17 protein-coding genes and 1 pseudogene are annotated in these 17,030 nt (G+C 68.3%); 11 read left to right on the top strand and 7 right to left on the bottom strand.

Annotated elements, in window-relative coordinates; genetic code table 11:
- Positions 1 to 95 precede the first annotated feature (95 nt).
- Entirely contained in the window at positions 96 to 2,582 is a 2,487-nt protein-coding gene (locus D9V41_RS07090; RefSeq protein ID WP_121794016.1) for a DEAD/DEAH box helicase, read from the bottom strand.
- A 142-nt stretch (positions 2,583 to 2,724) separates the two neighbouring features.
- Here D9V41_RS07090 and D9V41_RS07085 point away from each other — a divergent pair, with 142 nt between their 5' ends.
- The 3 genes from D9V41_RS07085 to D9V41_RS07075 all read left to right on the top strand — a co-directional run bounded on the left by D9V41_RS07085 (position 2,725) and on the right by D9V41_RS07075 (position 4,442).
- Entirely contained in the window at positions 2,725 to 3,018 is a 294-nt protein-coding gene (locus D9V41_RS07085; protein ID WP_121793854.1) for a hypothetical protein, read from the top strand.
- A gap of 117 nt (positions 3,019 to 3,135) precedes the next feature.
- Positions 3,136 to 3,486, top strand: coding sequence for a PadR family transcriptional regulator (locus D9V41_RS07080; RefSeq protein ID WP_121793853.1), 351 nt, complete (start codon positions 3,136 to 3,138; stop codon positions 3,484 to 3,486).
- The gene (locus D9V41_RS07075) at positions 3,483 to 4,442 is read left to right on the top strand and encodes a permease prefix domain 1-containing protein (protein ID WP_121793852.1); all 960 of its coding nucleotides are present in this window, start codon (positions 3,483 to 3,485) and stop codon (positions 4,440 to 4,442) included. The genes D9V41_RS07080 and D9V41_RS07075 overlap by 4 nt, the downstream gene beginning before the upstream one ends.
- On the opposite strand, the gene D9V41_RS07070 is transcribed toward D9V41_RS07075, so the two are convergent.
- The 4 genes from D9V41_RS07070 to D9V41_RS07055 all read right to left on the bottom strand — a co-directional run bounded on the left by D9V41_RS07070 (position 4,432) and on the right by D9V41_RS07055 (position 7,115).
- Positions 4,432 to 4,701 carry a DUF2516 family protein gene (locus D9V41_RS07070; protein WP_121793851.1) on the bottom strand — a complete coding sequence of 90 codons (270 nt, stop codon included), beginning with the start codon at positions 4,699 to 4,701 and terminating at the stop codon, positions 4,432 to 4,434. The genes D9V41_RS07075 and D9V41_RS07070 overlap by 11 nt on opposite strands.
- 118 nt (positions 4,702 to 4,819) lie before the next feature.
- A complete protein-coding gene (locus D9V41_RS17745; protein WP_166375943.1) occupies positions 4,820 to 5,719 on the bottom strand; it encodes a hypothetical protein in 900 nt (299 codons plus the stop codon).
- On the bottom strand, positions 5,716 to 6,123 hold the full coding sequence (locus D9V41_RS07060) for a helix-turn-helix domain-containing protein (protein WP_121793850.1): 408 nt from the start codon (positions 6,121 to 6,123) through the stop codon (positions 5,716 to 5,718). The genes D9V41_RS17745 and D9V41_RS07060 overlap by 4 nt, the downstream gene beginning before the upstream one ends.
- 62 nt (positions 6,124 to 6,185) lie before the next feature.
- On the bottom strand, positions 6,186 to 7,115 hold the full coding sequence (locus D9V41_RS07055) for an asparaginase (RefSeq protein ID WP_243697183.1): 930 nt from the start codon (positions 7,113 to 7,115) through the stop codon (positions 6,186 to 6,188).
- Positions 7,116 to 7,438: 323 nt separating this feature from the next.
- On the opposite strand from D9V41_RS07055, the gene D9V41_RS07050 reads away from it, so the two are divergent.
- The 6 genes and pseudogenes from D9V41_RS07050 to D9V41_RS07030 all read left to right on the top strand — a co-directional run bounded on the left by D9V41_RS07050 (position 7,439) and on the right by D9V41_RS07030 (position 13,133).
- Entirely contained in the window at positions 7,439 to 8,503 is a 1,065-nt protein-coding gene (locus tag D9V41_RS07050) for an ABC transporter substrate-binding protein (protein WP_121793849.1), read from the top strand.
- 109 nt (positions 8,504 to 8,612) lie between these two features.
- Positions 8,613 to 9,584, top strand: a complete 972-nt coding sequence (locus D9V41_RS07045; RefSeq protein ID WP_121793848.1) for a FecCD family ABC transporter permease — start codon at positions 8,613 to 8,615, stop codon at positions 9,582 to 9,584.
- Positions 9,581 to 10,021: pseudogene (locus tag D9V41_RS18465) on the top strand (ABC transporter ATP-binding protein); the annotation flags it as partial. The gene D9V41_RS07045 and the pseudogene D9V41_RS18465, both read left to right, overlap by 4 nt.
- Positions 10,022 to 10,135: 114 nt before the next feature.
- The gene (locus tag D9V41_RS18460; protein ID WP_243697198.1) at positions 10,136 to 10,378 is read left to right on the top strand and encodes an ATP-binding cassette domain-containing protein; all 243 of its coding nucleotides are present in this window, start codon (positions 10,136 to 10,138) and stop codon (positions 10,376 to 10,378) included.
- A 241-nt stretch (positions 10,379 to 10,619) separates the two neighbouring features.
- Complete coding sequence (locus tag D9V41_RS07035) at positions 10,620 to 11,669, top strand: mannose-1-phosphate guanylyltransferase (protein ID WP_208006775.1); 1,050 nt, start codon at positions 10,620 to 10,622, stop codon at positions 11,667 to 11,669.
- A 102-nt stretch (positions 11,670 to 11,771) separates the two neighbouring features.
- Complete coding sequence (locus tag D9V41_RS07030) at positions 11,772 to 13,133, top strand: FAD-dependent oxidoreductase (RefSeq protein WP_121793846.1); 1,362 nt, start codon at positions 11,772 to 11,774, stop codon at positions 13,131 to 13,133.
- A 67-nt stretch (positions 13,134 to 13,200) separates the two neighbouring features.
- On the opposite strand, the gene D9V41_RS07025 is transcribed toward D9V41_RS07030, so the two are convergent.
- Positions 13,201 to 13,599, bottom strand: coding sequence for a hypothetical protein (locus tag D9V41_RS07025; RefSeq protein WP_121793845.1), 399 nt, complete (start codon positions 13,597 to 13,599; stop codon positions 13,201 to 13,203).
- A 102-nt stretch (positions 13,600 to 13,701) separates the two neighbouring features.
- Here D9V41_RS07025 and D9V41_RS07020 point away from each other — a divergent pair, with 102 nt between their 5' ends.
- A complete protein-coding gene (locus D9V41_RS07020) occupies positions 13,702 to 14,559 on the top strand; it encodes a 3-hydroxybutyryl-CoA dehydrogenase (RefSeq protein ID WP_121793844.1) in 858 nt (285 codons plus the stop codon).
- A 194-nt stretch (positions 14,560 to 14,753) separates the two neighbouring features.
- On the top strand, positions 14,754 to 16,274 hold the full coding sequence (locus D9V41_RS07015) for an AMP-binding protein (protein ID WP_121793843.1): 1,521 nt from the start codon (positions 14,754 to 14,756) through the stop codon (positions 16,272 to 16,274).
- Here the strand turns inward: D9V41_RS07015 and D9V41_RS07010 are convergent.
- Complete coding sequence (locus tag D9V41_RS07010; protein ID WP_121793842.1) at positions 16,271 to 16,963, bottom strand: TetR/AcrR family transcriptional regulator; 693 nt, start codon at positions 16,961 to 16,963, stop codon at positions 16,271 to 16,273. The two genes, D9V41_RS07015 and D9V41_RS07010, sit on opposite strands and share 4 nt — an antisense overlap.
- Positions 16,964 to 17,030: the final 67 nt, after the last annotated feature.

Genomic DNA, 17,030 nt, shown 5'->3' with positions numbered 1-17,030 from the left:
CTGGAAGCGGTAGGTCTGGTCCCACGCTTGCGCCTTCCGTGGGACCTCACCTACCGCTCAACGGCAGCGGTGGGATCTCACCTACCGCTCAGAGGTCAGCTGCCGTAGGGGCCGACGCTGGTCACCCGGAGGACGGCTTCGCCGGCCTCGTCGCTCGCGGCGAGGTCGACCTCCGCGGAGAAACCCCAGTCGTGGTCACCCTCGGGATCGTCGAAGGTCTGCCGCACTCGCCACGACTCCTGCCCGATCTCGACAGTGAAGAACGCGGGACCGCGGGCCTCGGGGCCGGTGCCGAGGTCGGCGTACTCCTCGAAGTACTCCCCCATCGCTTCCGCCCAGTCGATGTCGGGGTCGAGGTCGGCGAGTGCCTCCCAACGCTTCAACGCCGCGAGTTCGACCCGGCGGAATGCCGCGTTGCGAACCAGCACCCGGAACGCCCGCTCGTTCCGGGTGACCGGACGCGGCGTGTCGGCGCCCTCGGCGAGGGGTCGCACGGCCTCGGGATCGTCACCGCCGGCGATGAGCTGCTCCCACTCGTCGAGCAGGCTCGAGTCGGTCTGCCGCACCAGCTCGCCGAGCCAGGCGACGAGATCGGACAGCTCCTCGTCCACGTACGACGGTGGCACCGTCCGCACCAGTGCCCGATAGGCGTCGGACAGGTAGCGGAGCACGACCCCCTCAGACCGGGCCAGCCCGTAGTCCGCGATCAGCTCGGCGAAGGTCATGGCCCGCTCAGCCATGTCGCGCACCACGGACTTGGGCCGCAGCTCGTGTTCGCCCACCCACGGATGCCCGGCGCGGTAGGTCTCGTAGGCCGATTCCAGCAGGTCGCGCAGCGGCTGCGGGTGCTCGACGTCCTCGAGCAGCTCCATCCGCTCCTCGTACTCGACCCCGTCGGCCTTGAGCTCGGCCACGACCTCGCCCCGGGCCCGAAACCGTTGTGCCGAGATGACCGGGCGCGGGTCCTCAAGCGTCGCCTCGATGACTGAGACCACGTCCAGGGCGTAGGTGGGGCTTTCGCGATCGAGCAGTTCGAGACACGCCACCGCGAACGGTGAGAGCGGCTGATTGAGTGCGAAGTTCTCCGGCAACTCGACGGTCAGCGCGAGCCCCTCATCCGCGCGCTCGACGACGCCCCCGGCGAGCAACGCCTCGATGATCGCCGCTGCCTCACGGCGAAGCCGCTCCTTGCCGTCCTCGGACTCGTCGCACTCGGCGATCAGGCGCTCGATCGCGGCTTCCGTGTCGCCGGGTCGGGCGAGCAGGTCGAGGACCATCGAGTGGCTCATGCGCATGCGCGACACGAGCGGTTCCGGCGTCCCGTGGACGAGCCGCTCGAAGGCCTGCTCGTTCCAGGAGACGAAGCCCTCGGGCGGCTTCTTGCGCACGACCTTGCGACGCTTCTTCGGGTCGTCGCCCGCCTTGGCGAGTGCCTTGAGGTTCTCGATCTCGTGCTCGGGCGCTTCGACCGCGACGTGACCGACGGTGTCGAAACCGGCCCGACCGGCGCGTCCGGCGATCTGCTGGAACTCGCGCACCTGCAGCGTGCGTTGACGCGTCCCGTCGAACTTGCCGAGACCGCTGAACAGGACTGTGCGGATCGGCACGTTGATGCCCACGCCGAGGGTGTCGGTGCCGCACACGACCTTGAGCAGCCCCTGTTGCGCCAGCCGCTCCACGAGACGGCGGTATCGCGGAAGCATGCCCGCGTGGTGCACACCGATGCCCATGCGGACGAGCCGGGACAGCGTCTTGCCAAAGCCCGAGCGGAAGCGGAAGGCGCCGAGCGCCTCGGCGATCGCGTCGCGCTCCTCGCGCGAGGCCACTTTGACGCTCGTCAGGGCTTGCGCTCGCTCCAGTGCGGACGCTTGCGTGAAGTGCACGACGTACACCGGCGCCTGTCCGGTGGTCACGAGCTGCTCGATCGTCTCCTGGATCGGGGTGGTGACGTACTCGCTGACCAACGGGACCGGCCGTTCGGCTGAAGACACGACCTGGGTGGCGCGGCCGGTCCGCCGCGTGAGGTCGGCCTGCAGCCGCGTGGTGTCGCCCAGCGTGGCCGACATCAGCAGGAACTGCGCGCGCGGCAGTTCGATCAACGGGACCTGCCACGCCCACCCGCGGTCCGGGTCCGCGTAGTAGTGGAACTCGTCCATGACGACGAGCCCGATGTCGGCCTCCGCACCCTCGCGCAGCGCCATGTTGGCGAGCACCTCCGCGGTGGCGCAGATGATCGGAGCGTCGGCGTTGACGGCAGCGTCGCCGGTCACCATGCCGACATCGTCGGCTCCGAAGATCTCGCACAGGTCGAAGAACTTCTCGCTCACGAGGGCCTTGATGGGCGCGGTGTAGACCGCGCACTCGCCGCGCGCCAGGGCCGCCGCCATCGCGGCCGTGGCGACGAGACTCTTGCCCGACCCCGTCGGCGTTGCCAGCACGACGTTGGAGCCCGAGACGAGTTCGAGGATCGCCTCGTCCTGGGCGGGGTAGAGCGTCAGGCCGCGGCTTTCGACCCACGTCCCGATCGCCTCGTAGACGGCGTCTTCGTCGCCGCGCTCGGGCAGGACGTCGGTGAGGCGCATGCTCACCATTGTCCCCGAGGGGGCGAATCGGTGGCCCCGGCGTCGATACCTCCGCCGCTCGAGCAGGGCGGAGCCGGCCGAACCGGAATCCGAGGGGCAAGCTTCTCCGCCGTCCCGACCTGGCCTTTCCTACACTCGTGGGGTGAGCGCGTGGGATGAGCTGGTGACGCTGGTCGAAGCCGGCGCTCGTGGTGGAACCCTGGGCGCGCCGGCCGCCGACCTGATCCACCTCGTGCAGCGCGCCATCGACGAACGCTCGGTCGATCCAGAGCTCGACGCCGATTCCGTTGCGCGCTGGCTGCCGGGCCTCGTCGCGGGTTATCGCGAGATCCAGGACGTCTCCGACCGCGGCGATGACGCGGCGATCGCCGAGCTGCTGCGGATCCTCACCAGGTGGCTTCACCCGGCTCGCCCGCGCGGTATCGCCACCCTCTGACTGACGCCTTTCAGCGCCATGCATCCGTCCGCGAGGCACGCGACCGGCACGCCACCTATCTCTCCGACGATACTGTCTCGCTTGCCATAGTGTGTCTCACACACTATGGTGTGACCCATGGATGTTGATCCGTCGCCGGACCCCGTCGTCGCCGGCCATCTGCAGGAGCTGCGCCGCGGCACCGTCGTGCTCGCCGCGCTCGTGGCCCTGCGCACCCCGGGCTACGGCTACGCGTTGCTCGAGAGCCTCAATGAGCACGGGATCGGGGTCGACGCGAACACGCTGTACCCCCTGCTGCGACGCCTGGAGAAGCAAGGCCTGCTGACCAGCGAGTGGAACACCGACGAGTCTCGGCCCCGCAAGTTCTACCGAACGAGCGACGAGGGTGACGACCTCGCCGCCACTCTCATCGCCGACTGGCACCGGCTCGACGCGAGCCTGCGGCACCTCACCGAGGAGACCCCATGAGTACCCTGACCGACCGTTACGTCCACGCGGCCACCCGCTTCGTCAGCGCCGAGGACGAGCGCACCGAACTCGCGCTCGAGCTGCGCGAGCGGATCGCCGATACGATCGACGACCTCCGCGCCCGCGGCCTCGCGGAGGAGCAAGCCGAGTGGCAAGCGCTAAGCGACCTCGGCGACCCGCTGCGACTCGCCGCCGAGTACCGCGGCCGGCCGATGCAGCTCATCGGGCCGCGCTACTACTTCATCTGGTTGCGGCTCCTCGTGACACTACTGGCGATCGTGCCGGCCGCCATCGGCGTCATCGCCGCGCTCGCCGCCGCCGGCGCGCGAGAGCCCGCCGGAGACATCATCGGCACCGGCATCAGTGCGGCGCTCAGCGTCGCGCTGCAAGTCGCCTTCTGGACGACGGCCGTCTTCGCGTTCATCGAACGCGCGGCACCGGACGGCACGGAGGAGACAGCGTGGAGTCCGGAGAAACTGCCCGAGTTGCCCGATGCCTCTGAGCGGCACCGCCGCAACGATCTGGTCGCGAGCCTCGTCTTCATCACCACGATGGCGGCGCTGCTGGTGTGGCAGTACGTCGGCTCGCCGTTCTTCGATGGGGAGACACGGCTCCCGATCCTCGCGCCGGACCTGTGGCCATGGCGGGGCGGCGCCCTGCTCGCTCTCCTCGCCCTCGAAGCAGGCCAGGCGTTGTGGCTCTACCGACGCGGTTGGACGTGGCCGGGCGCGATCGCGAACATCGCGATCTCCCTCGCCTTCGGCGGCCTCCTGGTCTGGCTCTTCCTCACCGACCGACTGCTCAATCCCGCCTTCATCGAGCACGTCGGCTGGGACCAGTCTTGGGTCGACTCCGCGACGCCGTTCGTCGTGGTCGCCACCGTCGCCATCGTCGCCTGGGAGAGCATCGACGCGCTGCTCAAGGCAGGACGCCGCGGCCGGGCGGTCAGCTCGTGACCGACCGCAGCTGCGCGAGGTAGACCAAGGCCGCGACCGTGCCGGCGAGGTTGAGCAATCCGAGCGGGCCGCTGCCGACGAAGACCAGGTGGACCGCGACGGACAGCCCGAGGATCACGAGCCACGCCTTCTTCTGCAGCGTGCCCGCGAGCTCGAAGTCGTACGGCCGGCGGCGGATGCAGTCGATGAGGGCGAAGGCCTTGACGCACAGCAAGATGACCGACAGCGCCAGTGCCAGGTAGCCGTACGCGGTGAACATGGCAACACCCTAACGACACGACGAAGCCGGCCGCTTCCGCATGCCGCGAGTGGTGCCGATCCGTCACCGAACGCAGGGGTCGGGCAACGCATCGGCACCGCTCGGCGGACCCGAGGAGTCAGTCGTTCGAGGACGACGTGGTGCCGGCCGAGGCGTCGGTACCGGTGCCGGACGTCTTCTTCGGCGTCGACTTCTTGGCGGGAGTCGACGACTTGGTCGGCTTCGGCGTCTGCGTCGCCGCATTGCTGCTGCTCGTCTTCTTGGCGGGCGTCTTCTTGGACGTGCTGGTCTTCTTCGCCGCGGCGCCCGACTTCTTCGCCGGAGTCTTCGTGGCCGTCGAGGCAGCCTTCTTGGCCGGCGCCTTCTTGGCCGGCGTCGACGTCGACTTCTTCGCCGGAGCCTTCTTCGCCGGGGAGTTCTCGGCAGGAGCGTTCGTCACCGCCGATTGCGCCGCAGAGGCGGTGGCCTGCTGCGCTGCCGCGGCGGCGGTCGCCTCGGCATTCGGCGGCGTCGTGCCGGGCTCGGTGCCGCGAGCCGGATCCTCGGCGTCGGGGGCCTGCGCGGCCGCGTCGTCGACGACCTCGGCGGCCTTGCCGGTGAGGAAGGCGGCGCGCTCCTGAAGCTCCTCGACGAGGTCCTCGACCCGGTCCTTGAGCTCGTCGACGAGGCCGTCGGCGCGCTCGGAGAAGTCCTCGACGGCCTTCTTCAGGTCATCGACCTTGGCGTCGTCGACCCGTCCGCGCACGGCGGCGACGAGGTCGTCGGCTCGCTGAGCGAGATCGTCCACCGCCACCCGCAGGTCGGTGAGCGTCATGTTCTTGGCCTTGGCCACGAGATCGTCACTACGGGTGGACAGGTCGGTGTACGCGGCGGTCGCGGATTCGACGGCCACCTGCGCGAGACCCTCGGCCTTCTTCTGCAGTTCGGCGACGTCGATGCCCTTGACGGTCGCGGGCAGGGCTTTGATGTCGGCGATCAGCGACATGAGTTGGGCGTTCACGGTGTCGGCAAAGCTCATGAGTCCTCCTTGGCATGGGTGAGCTTCTCGGTCAATTCGTCGCTCGAGGCGTCGTTCATGCCGACGAACGATCGGTAGATGTCCACGAGCGCGGACTTCTGGCGCGCGGTGAGACGGGGATCGAGGGCGATGGCATCCTCGACCATGCGGGGGCCGATGTCCTCGCTGTCGAGGATCCCGGCCCGGACGTAGAGCGACTCCGCCGAGATCCGCAACGCCTTGGCGATCTGCTGCAGCACCTCGGCGGAGGGGCGCCGCAACCCGCGCTCGATCTGGCTCAGGTACGGATTGGAGACGTCAGCGAGTTCGGCGAGCTGACGCAAGGAGAGCTGCGCCTGCTGGCGCTGCGTCCGCACGTACTCGCCGAGGTTGCCCACGGCGCCGTGCATGCTCAACTTGGCCATGTCTCCATGGTGCTAACAAAAGTTAGCAGTTGCAAGCTCCCAGCTAAGTGCGCTGGCTCACACTAGAACGCGACGCGGATCTCGCCGACCGGCTCGCCGCCCCCGAGGACCGCAGGCCGCTCGGTGAGGACCGGGGCGGACCACCCGGCGAGCTCGACCGCACGGCCGGCGACGGCGAGCAGGGCTCGTTCGCCACCGTCCTCGACCTTCACGACGATCGCGGTGCCGTCGGGAAGTCCCACGACGAAGACGGCCTCAGCACCGGATTTGGCGAGCACCCCGGGCATTTCGGTCATGAACCGTGCCTCCCCGCGCCGCGTCCCGCTGACGTACGTGGGGTGCGTCATCATGGCGTCGCGCAAGCGGGCCTCGTGGGTGCCGTCCGGAGCCTGAGCGATGCGGGCGATGCCGGTAGCGAGATGCCGGACGCTCGTCGCGTGCTGCGGCGCGCCGCACCCGTCGATCCCGATCACCGGCGGACGACCCTCGGTCAACTCCGAGAACACCTCGGTGATCGCCTGCTGCAGCGGATGCTCGGAGTCGAGGTAGTCGTGCGTCGACCACCCGTTCTCGACGCACGTGAGCAGCATCGCGGCGTGCTTGCCCGAGCAGTCGTGCCGAATCCGCAGACGGCCACCACCGGCCCGCAGCACGTTGGCGTGCTCGTGCGGATCGGCCGGATACGAGGGCGGAGTCTGCAGCGCTTCCTCCGTCAGGCCCGCTCGCCCCAGCACCTCGCGCACCGCTGCGAGATGAAAGGGCTCGGCGGAGTGGCTCGCCGCGGCGAGCGCGAGGTGCTCGTCGGTCAGCGGCAGGCCGGCGCGCAGCATCGCGAGCGCCTGGAACGGCTTGTTGGTGGAGCGCGGGTAGATCACCGTGTCGGGTTCACCGATCGCCCAGATCACCGCGCCCTCGGCGTCGACCCGCACCGCAACTCCGCGGTGGCGGCTTTCGACGAGACCGGAACGTTCCACTTCGGCGATGACATCCACGCCCGACAGCCTACGAGCGATCCACCCCCACGCAGCACAGCCGCGCGCGAGCCCTCCCAGCTCAGGTCGCCGATCCCCCAGGCATAGGTGGTCGAGTAGGGCGGAGCTCTGCGGAGGTCGCATCGAGATCGCGTCGCACCGGCTGGTGTCGATACGCGACCACGTACAGCCTGCGTAGGTATCGAGTAGGAGGTCGCTCAGCGACCGACGCATCGAGACCACGACCCGTCGACTGGTCTCGTGAGGGGCGGGTGCTCGCCGCTTTCCCGGGGGAGTAGCTTAGCCTCACCTAATAACGACGCTGGAAGGTGAAACGAGGCGAGATGTCCATCAAGCGCCGGATTGGCCCCCTGGCTGCCCTGGTCCTGTCGCTGGCCGTGGCAGGGTGCGGGGCTTCCGAACCCGTCGCCGCTACGCATGCTGTCGAACAGGGCGAGGGCAAAACTGAATATCCGTTGACGTTGGAGAACTGCGGGCGCGAGATCATGATCGAGGCGCCACCCCAGCGTGTGGTCTCGCTTGACCAGAATTCGACGGAGATCCTGCTCTCACTCGGACTCGAGGACCGCATGGTGGGCACCGCTTCGTGGACCGATCCTGTGCTCGATTCGCTTGCTGCGGCCAACAAAGAGGTCCCCCGGCTCGCGAACGACGCACCGACCTACGAGGTCCTGCTGGACAGCGAGCCCGACTTCGTCACGGCGTCGTTCGGGCGTCACTTCAACGAACAGGGTGGCGTCGTTTCACGGGACAGGCTTGCGGAGAGCGGCATCGGGTCTTATCTGTCACCCACGGACTGCGAGGACGGGAAAAGCGTGAACGGCGGCGTAACACGCACGCAGCCGTTGACGCTCGATGTGCTGTACCAGGAGATTCGCGAGCTGGCGACAATTTTCGACGTACCAGCGCGTGGCGAGCAGCTCATCGCCGCGCTGGAGAAACGCACCGAGGCGGCTCTCCAGGACGTCGACCTGAGGGGTGCGTCTGTCGCGTTCTGGTTCGCCGACACCCGAACCCCCTACGTCGCCGGTGCGCTCGGGTCGGCCTCGCTGCTGGCTGCATTGACCGAGATGGACAACGTCTACAGCGACGTGCCCGACGACTGGCAGGCGTCGGGGTGGGAGGCGTTCGTGGGGAAGGAGCCGCAGATCATCGTGCTCGGGGACCTGCATCGCGACCGCTTCCCCGGCGACCGACTCGACGACAAGATCCGCTTCCTGCAGACCGACCCTCTCACCAGCACGCTGCGTGCGGTCCGGAACGAGTGCTTCATCTCGCTCCATGGCGCGGAGATGAACCCGTCCATCCGGTACGTCGACGGGCTCGAGAAGATCCGAGCGTGGGCGTCCAGTCCCGACTCGAAGAGGTGCGGCGCCGGTGCCCGCTGAGACGACTGAGCGGCCTCTCGCGATCCCATCGCAGACCACTGCCGAATCGAGGCGAGGCGCGCACCCCCGCGTCGGCCCGATCGTAGTCCTCGTCACGACAGGCATTGCGTTGTTCGTCCTCTCTGTCGGGGTGGCCGTGACGCTCGGGCCAGCAGACGTGTCACTAGTCAATGTGCGCGACATCGTGTCGAACCACTTGGGCTTGACCGACATTCCGGTGCGGGTCTCGGAGGACGCGATCGTGTGGCAGGAACGGCTGCCTCGTGCTCTCGTCGCGGCTGCGTGCGGGGCCGGACTCGGCTTGTGCGGTGCCATGTTGCAGTCACTGCTGCGCAATCCTCTGGCTGACCCGTTCGTCCTCGGCATCTCCTCTGGAGCGTCGACAGGCGCAGTGCTGATCGGTGTGCTCGGGCTCGGCGGCAGTGTCGTCGGACTGTCCGGAGGCGCGTTCATCGGAGCCGTACTTTCGTTCATGCTCGTGCTGCTGCTTGCTCGTTATGCCAACGCCGGCACGGGCAGCATCGTGCTGGCGGGAGTTGCCAGTACCCAGCTGTTCACCGCGCTGACGTCGCTCGTGACGTTCGGTTTCGTGGATTCGGACGAGGCGAGAGGGGTCATGTTCTGGTTGCTGGGGTCGTTGGAAGGAATGCGGTGGAATGACGTGGCGCTGACGGGAACTATTGCGCTGGCAGGCACGGTTGCCGCGCTGGCTCAGACGCGTTCCTTGGACGCCTTCGCTTTCGGTGATGACGTCGCCGCATCCCTCGGCATTCACGTCAGTCGCACTCGGATCGTCCTGCTGGTGGTGACCGCACTGGTCACGGCGACGCTCGTGAGCGTCGCCGGCGCGATCGGGTTCGTCGGCCTCGTGTTGCCCCACGCTGCACGCCTCTTGGTCGGACAACGGCACGCGCGAGTCATCCCTATGACGGCGACGATGGGGGCGATCTTGATGGTGTGGGTAGACGCTGTGTCCCGCGTCGCGTTCGCGCCGACCCCCCTGCCGGTCGGCGTCGGGACCGCACTGGTCGGAGTGCCCGTATTCGTCGTCCTCCTCGTGCGAAAGAGGACGCGAGCATGACGCTGCGTATCGATAGCGTCTCGTGGCGGCGTGGCGGGGTTCTCGTCGTCAACGACGTGACACTGCATCCCCGACCGGGCGAAACGGTGGGCCTGCTCGGACCGAACGGATCCGGAAAGTCGTCGCTCTTGAGGTTGATGCAGGCCGCGTCACGCCCTGACGCCGGGTCGATCCTCCTCGACGGCGAACCGATCAGCACGCTGCCGCGCCGGGCCGTGGCGCAGCGGATCGCGGCCGTCACACAGCAGGCTGAGACGGACACTGACATCACCGTTCACGATGTCGTTCGGCTCGGTCGGACCCCGCATCGCGGCCTTTGGGGAGGGGCATCCGCCCGCGACGACGCTGCCATCTACGAGGCGCTCGACCGCGTAGGACTCGTCGACCAGGCCGGGAGGTTCTGGCGTTCCCTCTCCGGCGGAGAACGCCAACGCGCGCATATCGCACGCGCACTCGCACAGGAACCACGCGAACTTTTGCTCGACGAGCCCACGAACCACCTTGACATCCGACATCAGCTTGACCTTCTCCACCTCATCTCCACACTCGACGTGACAAGCATCATCGCCCTGCATGATTTGAACCTCGCCGCGATGTTCTGCGACAGCATCCTCGTACTCAAACGGGGTCGTGTCATCGCCGCCGGGGAACCCCGAGATGTCCTCACGCCGCCGCTGATTCGCGAGGTGTACGACATCGAAGCGGACGTCACCGTAGTGAACGAGACCGGTGGCGTTTCGGTGAGCTTCAAGCGAAGTTCCTGCTACCGATCTCTACCTGCCACCCGTCTCTGACCAGCCGAGAACTCCACGGCGCACTCAAAGCCGACCTCCGAGCACGTGACCGACTAAGGGAACGTCCACGTGACGCAACGTGGTCTCGATACGCTCCCTCGTTCCTCGGTCGCTACTCGACCACCAACATGTCGGTGGTCGAGTAGGGCGGAGCTCTGCGGAGCCCGTATCGAGACCACGTCGCCAACACAGCGGGCGGGAGTTGGGTAGTCTCGCGGCACGGATGAGCTGAAGGAGTCCCGTGAGCCGACTGCACGCGATCGTCCCCGCGGGGGGCGCCGGGACGCGATTGTGGCCGCTCTCGCGCGCCAGCCACCCCAAGTTCCTGCTCGACCTCACCGGCAGTGGTCGCACGCTGTTGCAGCAGACCTGGGATCGCCTCCTCCCGTTGGCCGGCGCCGAGGGCATCCACGTCGTCACCGGGCAAGCGCACGCGACCGCCGTCGCTGATCAGCTCCCCGCCGCCGACGTGCTCGCGGAGCCGTCACCACGTGACTCCATGCCGGCGATCGGGCTCGCCGCAGCCGTCATCGCGGCGCACGAGCCCGACGCCGTGGTCGGGTCCTTCGCCGCCGACCACGTCATCGGCGACGACGAACTGTTCCAGGCTGCGGTGCGAGAGGCCATCGACGTCGCAGCGACGGGCAAAGTCGTGACGATCGGCTTGCAGCCCACCTTCGCCTCGACGGCGTTCGGCTACATCGAGGCCGCCGAGCCGCTCCCGGGCATGCCCACGGCTCGCGCAGTGTCCCGTTTCGTCGAGAAGCCGGACGCGACGACGGCCGGCGCCTACGTGGCGTCGGGCGCGTTCTCCTGGAACGCCGGCATGTTCGTCACCCGCGCCGATGTACTGCTCGGCCACCTCGAGCGGCTTCACCCGCCGCTGCATACCGGCCTGCGAGCGATTGCCGACGCGTGGAACACCCCGCGACGCGATGCCGCGCTTCGCGAGCACTGGCCGCGGCTCACTCGCATCGCGATCGATCACGCGATCGCCGAACCCGTGTCGCTCGACGGCGGCGTCGCGGTGGTTCCCGGTCGCTTCCCCTGGACCGACCTGGGCGACTTCGCAGCGCTGGCCGACACGGCAGCCAGCGACGACGCGGTCTGGGTCGACGCCGACGGCTTCGTCGCCAACCAGACGTCGCAGGCGGTGAGCGTCGTGGGAATCGAAGATGCGGTCGTCGCCGTCACGGACGATGCCGTGCTCGTGACCACGCGGGCGCATGCACAACGCGTGAAAGCCGTCCCTGTCGCCTGGCAGGAACGAGGGCGCGACGATCTCGTCTGACGCAGGCGATGTCACATCGCGGACGACTAGGGGTCGCTTCGGTTCCCCCGTTAGGCTGGCCTAAGGCCAATTGGCCGATCTCGTCGTGATTGCAGGAGTGACATGAGCAGGAAGCTGCGGGTGGCCGTCGTGGGCGCCGGGCCGGCCGGCGTGTACGCCGCCGACATCCTCACGAAGACCGAAGGGCTCGACGCCACCGTCGACCTCATCGACCGCGACCCCACGCCGTTCGGGCTCATCCGCTACGGCGTGGCGCCTGATCATCCGCGCATCAAGGAGATCATCAAGGCGCTCAAGCGGGTCATGAGCAACCCCGACATCCGTTTCTTCGGCAACGTCGCGTTCGGCGACGACGTCAAGCTGGAGGACCTGCGTCAGTTCTACGACGCCATCGTCTTCGCGACCGGTGCCCGCCGCGACCGCGAACTGGACATCCCCGGCATCGACCTCGACGGCTCGTACGGCGCGGCCGACTTCGTGTACTGGTACGACGGTCATCCCGACGTCGACCGCGAGTGGCCGTTCCAGCCGCACGCCAAGGAGGTCGCGGTGCTCGGCGTCGGCAACGTCGGGCTCGATGTGTCGCGCATCCTGGCCAAGACCGCCGACGAGCTGCTGGTCACCGAGATCCCGGACAACGTCTACGAGGGCCTCAAGAAGAACGCCACCACCGACGTCCACGTGTTCGCGCGTCGCGGTCCGGCGCAGGTCAAGTTCACGCCGATGGAGCTGCGCGAGCTGAACCACAGTCCCAACATCGACGTCATCGTCCACCCCGAGGGCTTCGAGTTCGACGAGGGCTCGATGGAGGCGCTCAAGGCCGCCAAGAGCCAGAAGCTCGTCGTCGACGTGCTCACCAAGTATCTCGCGGCCGAGCCCAGCGGCGCCCCGCACCGCATCCACATCCACTTCTGCCAGAACCCCGTCGAGATCCTCGGCGAGGACGGCCGCGTGGCGGGCCTGCGCACCGAGATCACCGAGCTCGACGGCACCGGCAACGTCCGGGGCACGGGCGAGTACAAGGATTGGCCGGTCCAAGCCGTCTACCGTGCGATCGGCTACTACTCCGACGTGCTGCCGGGCCTGCCGTTCGACACCGCCGCGGGTGTCGTGCCCAACGACGGGGGCCATGTCATCGACCTCGACGGATCGCCGCTGCAGGGCGTCTACGTGACCGGCTGGATCAAGCGCGGACCGGTCGGCCTGATCGGTCACACCAAGTCCGACGCCGCTCAGACCATCGGCATGCTGGTCGAGGACATCGATGCGCTGCCGGCTCCCGAGCACGGTGAGCCTGAGGCATTCGACCGCTACCTCGATTCGCGCGGCCTGGAGTACACCACGTGGGAGGGCTGGGAGAAGCTCGACGCCCACGAGCAGGCACTCGGCGAAGCTCACTCGGTCGAGCGTGAGCGCGTCAAGGTCGTCCCCCGCGACGAGATGGTGCGCATCGCACGTTCCTGACCCGCACTTCTCTGACGTCATACGTCCTGAGGGCTCCAGCCCTCAGGACGTATGACGTTAACGAGGTTCAGCGCGCGAGCCGCACGACGGTGACGCGGCAGGTCGGCTCCTCGCCGGTCACGGGTAGTTCGGCGATCTCGAACGTGGAGGCCTCGTCGGGCTGAATCGACTCCACGGTGGTGGTCTTCGCGTTGCCGGCCTCGGTGTCGGATACGAGCACGGCGACCTGATAGCTCTCCGACGTCGGCGCCGTGTTCTTGACAACCCCGGTGGCCGACCACACGCCCTCGCCGTCCGCGCGGCACGTGAAGCTCTCCAGCGCGTCGGCCGCAGCCTCACCCTCGCCCAGGGTGACGTCAGTCGGTTCCGGCTCGGGCGACGGCGCCGGCTCCTCGCCGGTTCCGGTCCCGCCGCAGGCGGCGAGCACAGCGACCATCAGGACGGTGACCCAGGCACGGCGGAGCATGGTCCTATCCCACCACCTCGCACCGGCCGCCCGGCGGCGGCACTCCGAGGACTAGGATCGAAGCGCAAACATGAGAAGAACCTCACATTGGGAGCGAGAAGCATGACGATCGAACGCATGGGAGTCATCGGCGGCGGCCTGATGGGATCGGGCATCGCCGAGGTCAACGCCCGGGCGGGCCTCGACGTCGTGCTCGTCGAGGTCTCGGAGGAGGCCGCGCACGCCGCCCGCGGGCGCATCCAGGCGTCGCTGGACAAAGCGGAGAAGCGCGGCAAGATCAGCGCAGCCGACGTTGCCGCGACGATGGAGCGCATCCGCGCCGTGAGCGACCTCGGGGTGCTGGCCGACCGCCAACTCGTCGTCGAGGCGGCCAGCGAGAACGAGCAGATCAAGCTCGACCTCTTCACCAAGCTCGGCGCGATCCTCACCGACGACGACGCGATCCTCGCCTCCAACACCTCGTCGATCCCCATCGTCAAGCTCGGTGCCGTCTCCGGACGGGCCGGGCGCGTGCTGGGAGTGCACTTCTTCAACCCCGCACCGGTGATGAAGCTCGTCGAACTCATCCCCTCGCTCACCACGTCGCCGGAGACGCTGGAGACGATGCGGGGTTATGTCAGCGACCAGCTGGACAAGCAGCCCATCGACGCGACCGACCGCGCGGGCTTCATCGTCAATTCGCTGCTCGTGCCCTACCTGCTGTCGGCGATCCGCATGTACGAGGCCGGCTACGCGTCCGCGGAGGACATCGACCGCGGCATGGTGCTCGGCTGCGGGCACCCGATGGGCCCGCTCGCGCTGAGTGATCTCATCGGGCTGGACACCATCAAGGCGATCGGTGAGTCGATGTACGAGGAGTTCAAGGAGCCCCTGTACTCCCCGCCGCCGCTGCTCGACCGCATGGTCGACGCCGGGCTCCTCGGCAAGAAGTCCGGCCACGGCTTCTACCCCTACGACTGACGTTCCGAGGCAGTAGCCGTCCTTGCGTCATACGTTCTGTGGGCTGGGCCCCTCAGAACGTATGACGCAAGGACGCTGGCCTTCGCGCGTGACGTTCACCGCTGGAAGGTGTCCGTTCACCGCAGGTGAGTGGCTGCGCGGGGCGGGGTGCGGCACGATGAGCGTGACCCGCACCACATCGTGAGGAGCGCTCCATGAAGGTTCCGTTCAGTGTCCGCGACTTCCTCGACCGCGCCTATACCGTGTACCCCGACCGCGTCGCGGTGGTCGACGAACCACGGCAGCCCGCCCCGTCCTGGGGAGAACTGACCTATCGCGACGTCATGCGGCTGGCCCGATCGCAAGCAGCCACGCTCGACGATCTCGGGATCGGCCGTGGCGCACGGGTCGCGATGGTGTCGCACAACGCCGCCCGCATGCTGGTGTCCTTCTTCGGCGTCTCGGGCTGGGGTCGGGTGTTCGTCCCCATCAACTTCCGCCTCGCCGCGGCCGAGGTCGAGTACATCGTCGAGCACTGCGGCGCCGAGGTGGTGCTGCTGGACCCCGAGCTCGCTCACCTCGCCGAGGTCGTCGACGCCCCGCATGTCTTCGTCCTCGGCGATGACGACGAGCGGATCTGGGCGAGCACCGGCGACCCGGAGCCCTGGGAGCCTGACGAGGACGCGACGGCGACCATCAACTACACGTCGGGGACCACGGCGCGCCCCAAGGGCGTGCAACAGTCGCACCGCGCCCTGTGGGTCAACGCGACGGTCTTCGGCTGGCAGGCGTCCGTGAGCGACCGGGACGTCTACCTGCACACTCTCCCGATGTTCCACTGCAACGGCTGGGGCCAGGTGTACGGCGTGACCGGCATGGGCGCCCAACACATCGTCCTGCGGCAGATCGACGGCGCTGAGATCCTCCGGCGCATCGAGGAGCACCAGGTGACGTACCTGTGCTGCGCCCCGGCGGTTCTCTCGATCGTTCTCGACGCCCTCAAGGAGTGGGACGGGCCGACGGGCCGGGACCGGGTCCGGTGCGTCGTGGCCGGGGCGCCGCCGCCGACCCGCACGATCGAGCGGGTGCGGGAGGAGCTCGGCTGGGAGTTCATCCAGATCTACGGACTGACCGAGACCGCTCCGCTGCTGACGATGAGCCGGATGCGCGCGGAGTGGGAGGACCTCGACCCGGGCGAGCAGGCCCGCCACCTCGGCCGCGCGGGGGCGCCCGCCCTGTCGACCTCGGTGATGGTGGACGACTCCGGGGAGATCCTGGTCCGCAGCAACACGGTGTTCGAGGGGTACTGGGAGAACCCGGAGGCTACGGACGAGGCGCTCGCCGGCGGCTGGTTCCACACCGGCGACGGCGGCACGTACGAGGAGGGCTACGTGGCGATCTCGGACCGAAAGAAGGACGTCATCGTCTCGGGCGGGGAGAACGTGTCATCCATCGAGGTGGAGGACGCTCTGGCCTCCCACGACGCGGTCCGCGAGGTCGCGGTGATCGGCATCCCTGACGATCGCTGGGGTGAACTCGTCACGGCGCTGGTCGTCGCAGATGGCGACGTCACCGAGGACGAGCTCAAGACGCACGCGCGCGAACGGCTGGCCGGCTACAAGGTGCCCAAGCGGGTGCTCTTTCGCGAGGAGCTCGCTCGTACCGCCACCGGGAAGCTGCAGAAGTTCAAGCTCCGCCAGGAGTTCTGGGAAGGCCGCGACCGCACGGTCAACTAACGACGCGGCAGCCCCGCGGCCTGCGCCAGGACGTCGAGCTGGGCGTCGAAGAGCGCCTCGGCCGCGCGGATCGTGCCGTCCCCGTACTGCCCGAACACCTCGAAGCTCACGGCGCCGAAGAGACCGGTCCAGACGACGGTGGCCGCGACCAGCGCAGCGTCGGACAGGTCGAGCGCGTACTCCTCACGAATGACGGCCAGATCAGGAGCCAGTGCGCCGTCGACCTCGTAGGGACGCGGCTCGAGAACACCCGCCCGCGCCGCGCGCTCGAGGATCGCGAGCAGCGCGACGATCACCCGCGTGCCGGGCTCGGTCGTGCGCTCCCCCGGCGCCTCATAGCCCGGCACCGGCGTACCGAAGACGAGGGCGTATCGCGCCGGTTCGGTCAGCGCCCAACGGCGCACCGCTCTCCCCGCCGCGAAGAACTGCTCACGCGGCTCCGCCCCGGCCCGGGCGATCGCTTCGTCGACGGCGTCGCCCAGCTCGTCGTACGCGTCGACGATGAGCAGCGTCAGCAACTCGTCGCGGCTGGCCACGTACCGGTAGATGGCTGACGACACGATGCCCAGGTCGCGGGCGATGGCGCGCAATGACAGCTGGGCGGGACCGACGGCCGCGAGGTGCTCACGGCCGAGGCGGAGGATGTCGCGCATCGTCTGCTCGCGTGCACGTTCGCGCGGGGTGGACATGACAGCAGCATACCGGAGCACGAGAAACTAAAGCGAGCACTGCTCTTGCTTTTCATGTTCCGATCGC

Source organism: Aeromicrobium phragmitis, from assembly GCF_003674095.1.
Lineage (GTDB): Bacteria > Actinomycetota > Actinomycetes > Propionibacteriales > Nocardioidaceae > Aeromicrobium > Aeromicrobium phragmitis.
Note: the sequence above shows the minus strand (reverse complement) of the source record. Positions and strands in the feature narration are given on the sequence as shown.

Excerpts from the sequence above, each read along its gene's own strand:
- D9V41_RS07090 (WP_121794016.1), bottom strand. The coding sequence starts at position 2,582 with ATGCGCCTCACCGACGTCCTGCCCGAGCGCGGCGACGAAGACGCCGTC.
- D9V41_RS07080 (WP_121793853.1), top strand. The coding sequence starts at position 3,136 with ATGGATGTTGATCCGTCGCCGGACCCCGTCGTCGCCGGCCATCTGCAG.
- D9V41_RS07075 (WP_121793852.1), top strand. The coding sequence starts at position 3,483 with ATGAGTACCCTGACCGACCGTTACGTCCACGCGGCCACCCGCTTCGTC.
- D9V41_RS07070 (WP_121793851.1), bottom strand. The coding sequence starts at position 4,701 with ATGTTCACCGCGTACGGCTACCTGGCACTGGCGCTGTCGGTCATCTTG.
- D9V41_RS17745 (WP_166375943.1), bottom strand. The coding sequence starts at position 5,719 with ATGAGCTTTGCCGACACCGTGAACGCCCAACTCATGTCGCTGATCGCC.
- D9V41_RS07060 (WP_121793850.1), bottom strand. The coding sequence starts at position 6,123 with ATGGCCAAGTTGAGCATGCACGGCGCCGTGGGCAACCTCGGCGAGTAC.
- D9V41_RS07050 (WP_121793849.1), top strand. The coding sequence starts at position 7,439 with ATGTCCATCAAGCGCCGGATTGGCCCCCTGGCTGCCCTGGTCCTGTCG.
- D9V41_RS07030 (WP_121793846.1), top strand. The coding sequence starts at position 11,772 with ATGAGCAGGAAGCTGCGGGTGGCCGTCGTGGGCGCCGGGCCGGCCGGC.
- D9V41_RS07025 (WP_121793845.1), bottom strand. The coding sequence starts at position 13,599 with ATGCTCCGCCGTGCCTGGGTCACCGTCCTGATGGTCGCTGTGCTCGCC.
- D9V41_RS07020 (WP_121793844.1), top strand. The coding sequence starts at position 13,702 with ATGACGATCGAACGCATGGGAGTCATCGGCGGCGGCCTGATGGGATCG.
- D9V41_RS07015 (WP_121793843.1), top strand. The coding sequence starts at position 14,754 with ATGAAGGTTCCGTTCAGTGTCCGCGACTTCCTCGACCGCGCCTATACC.
- D9V41_RS07010 (WP_121793842.1), bottom strand. The coding sequence starts at position 16,963 with ATGTCCACCCCGCGCGAACGTGCACGCGAGCAGACGATGCGCGACATC.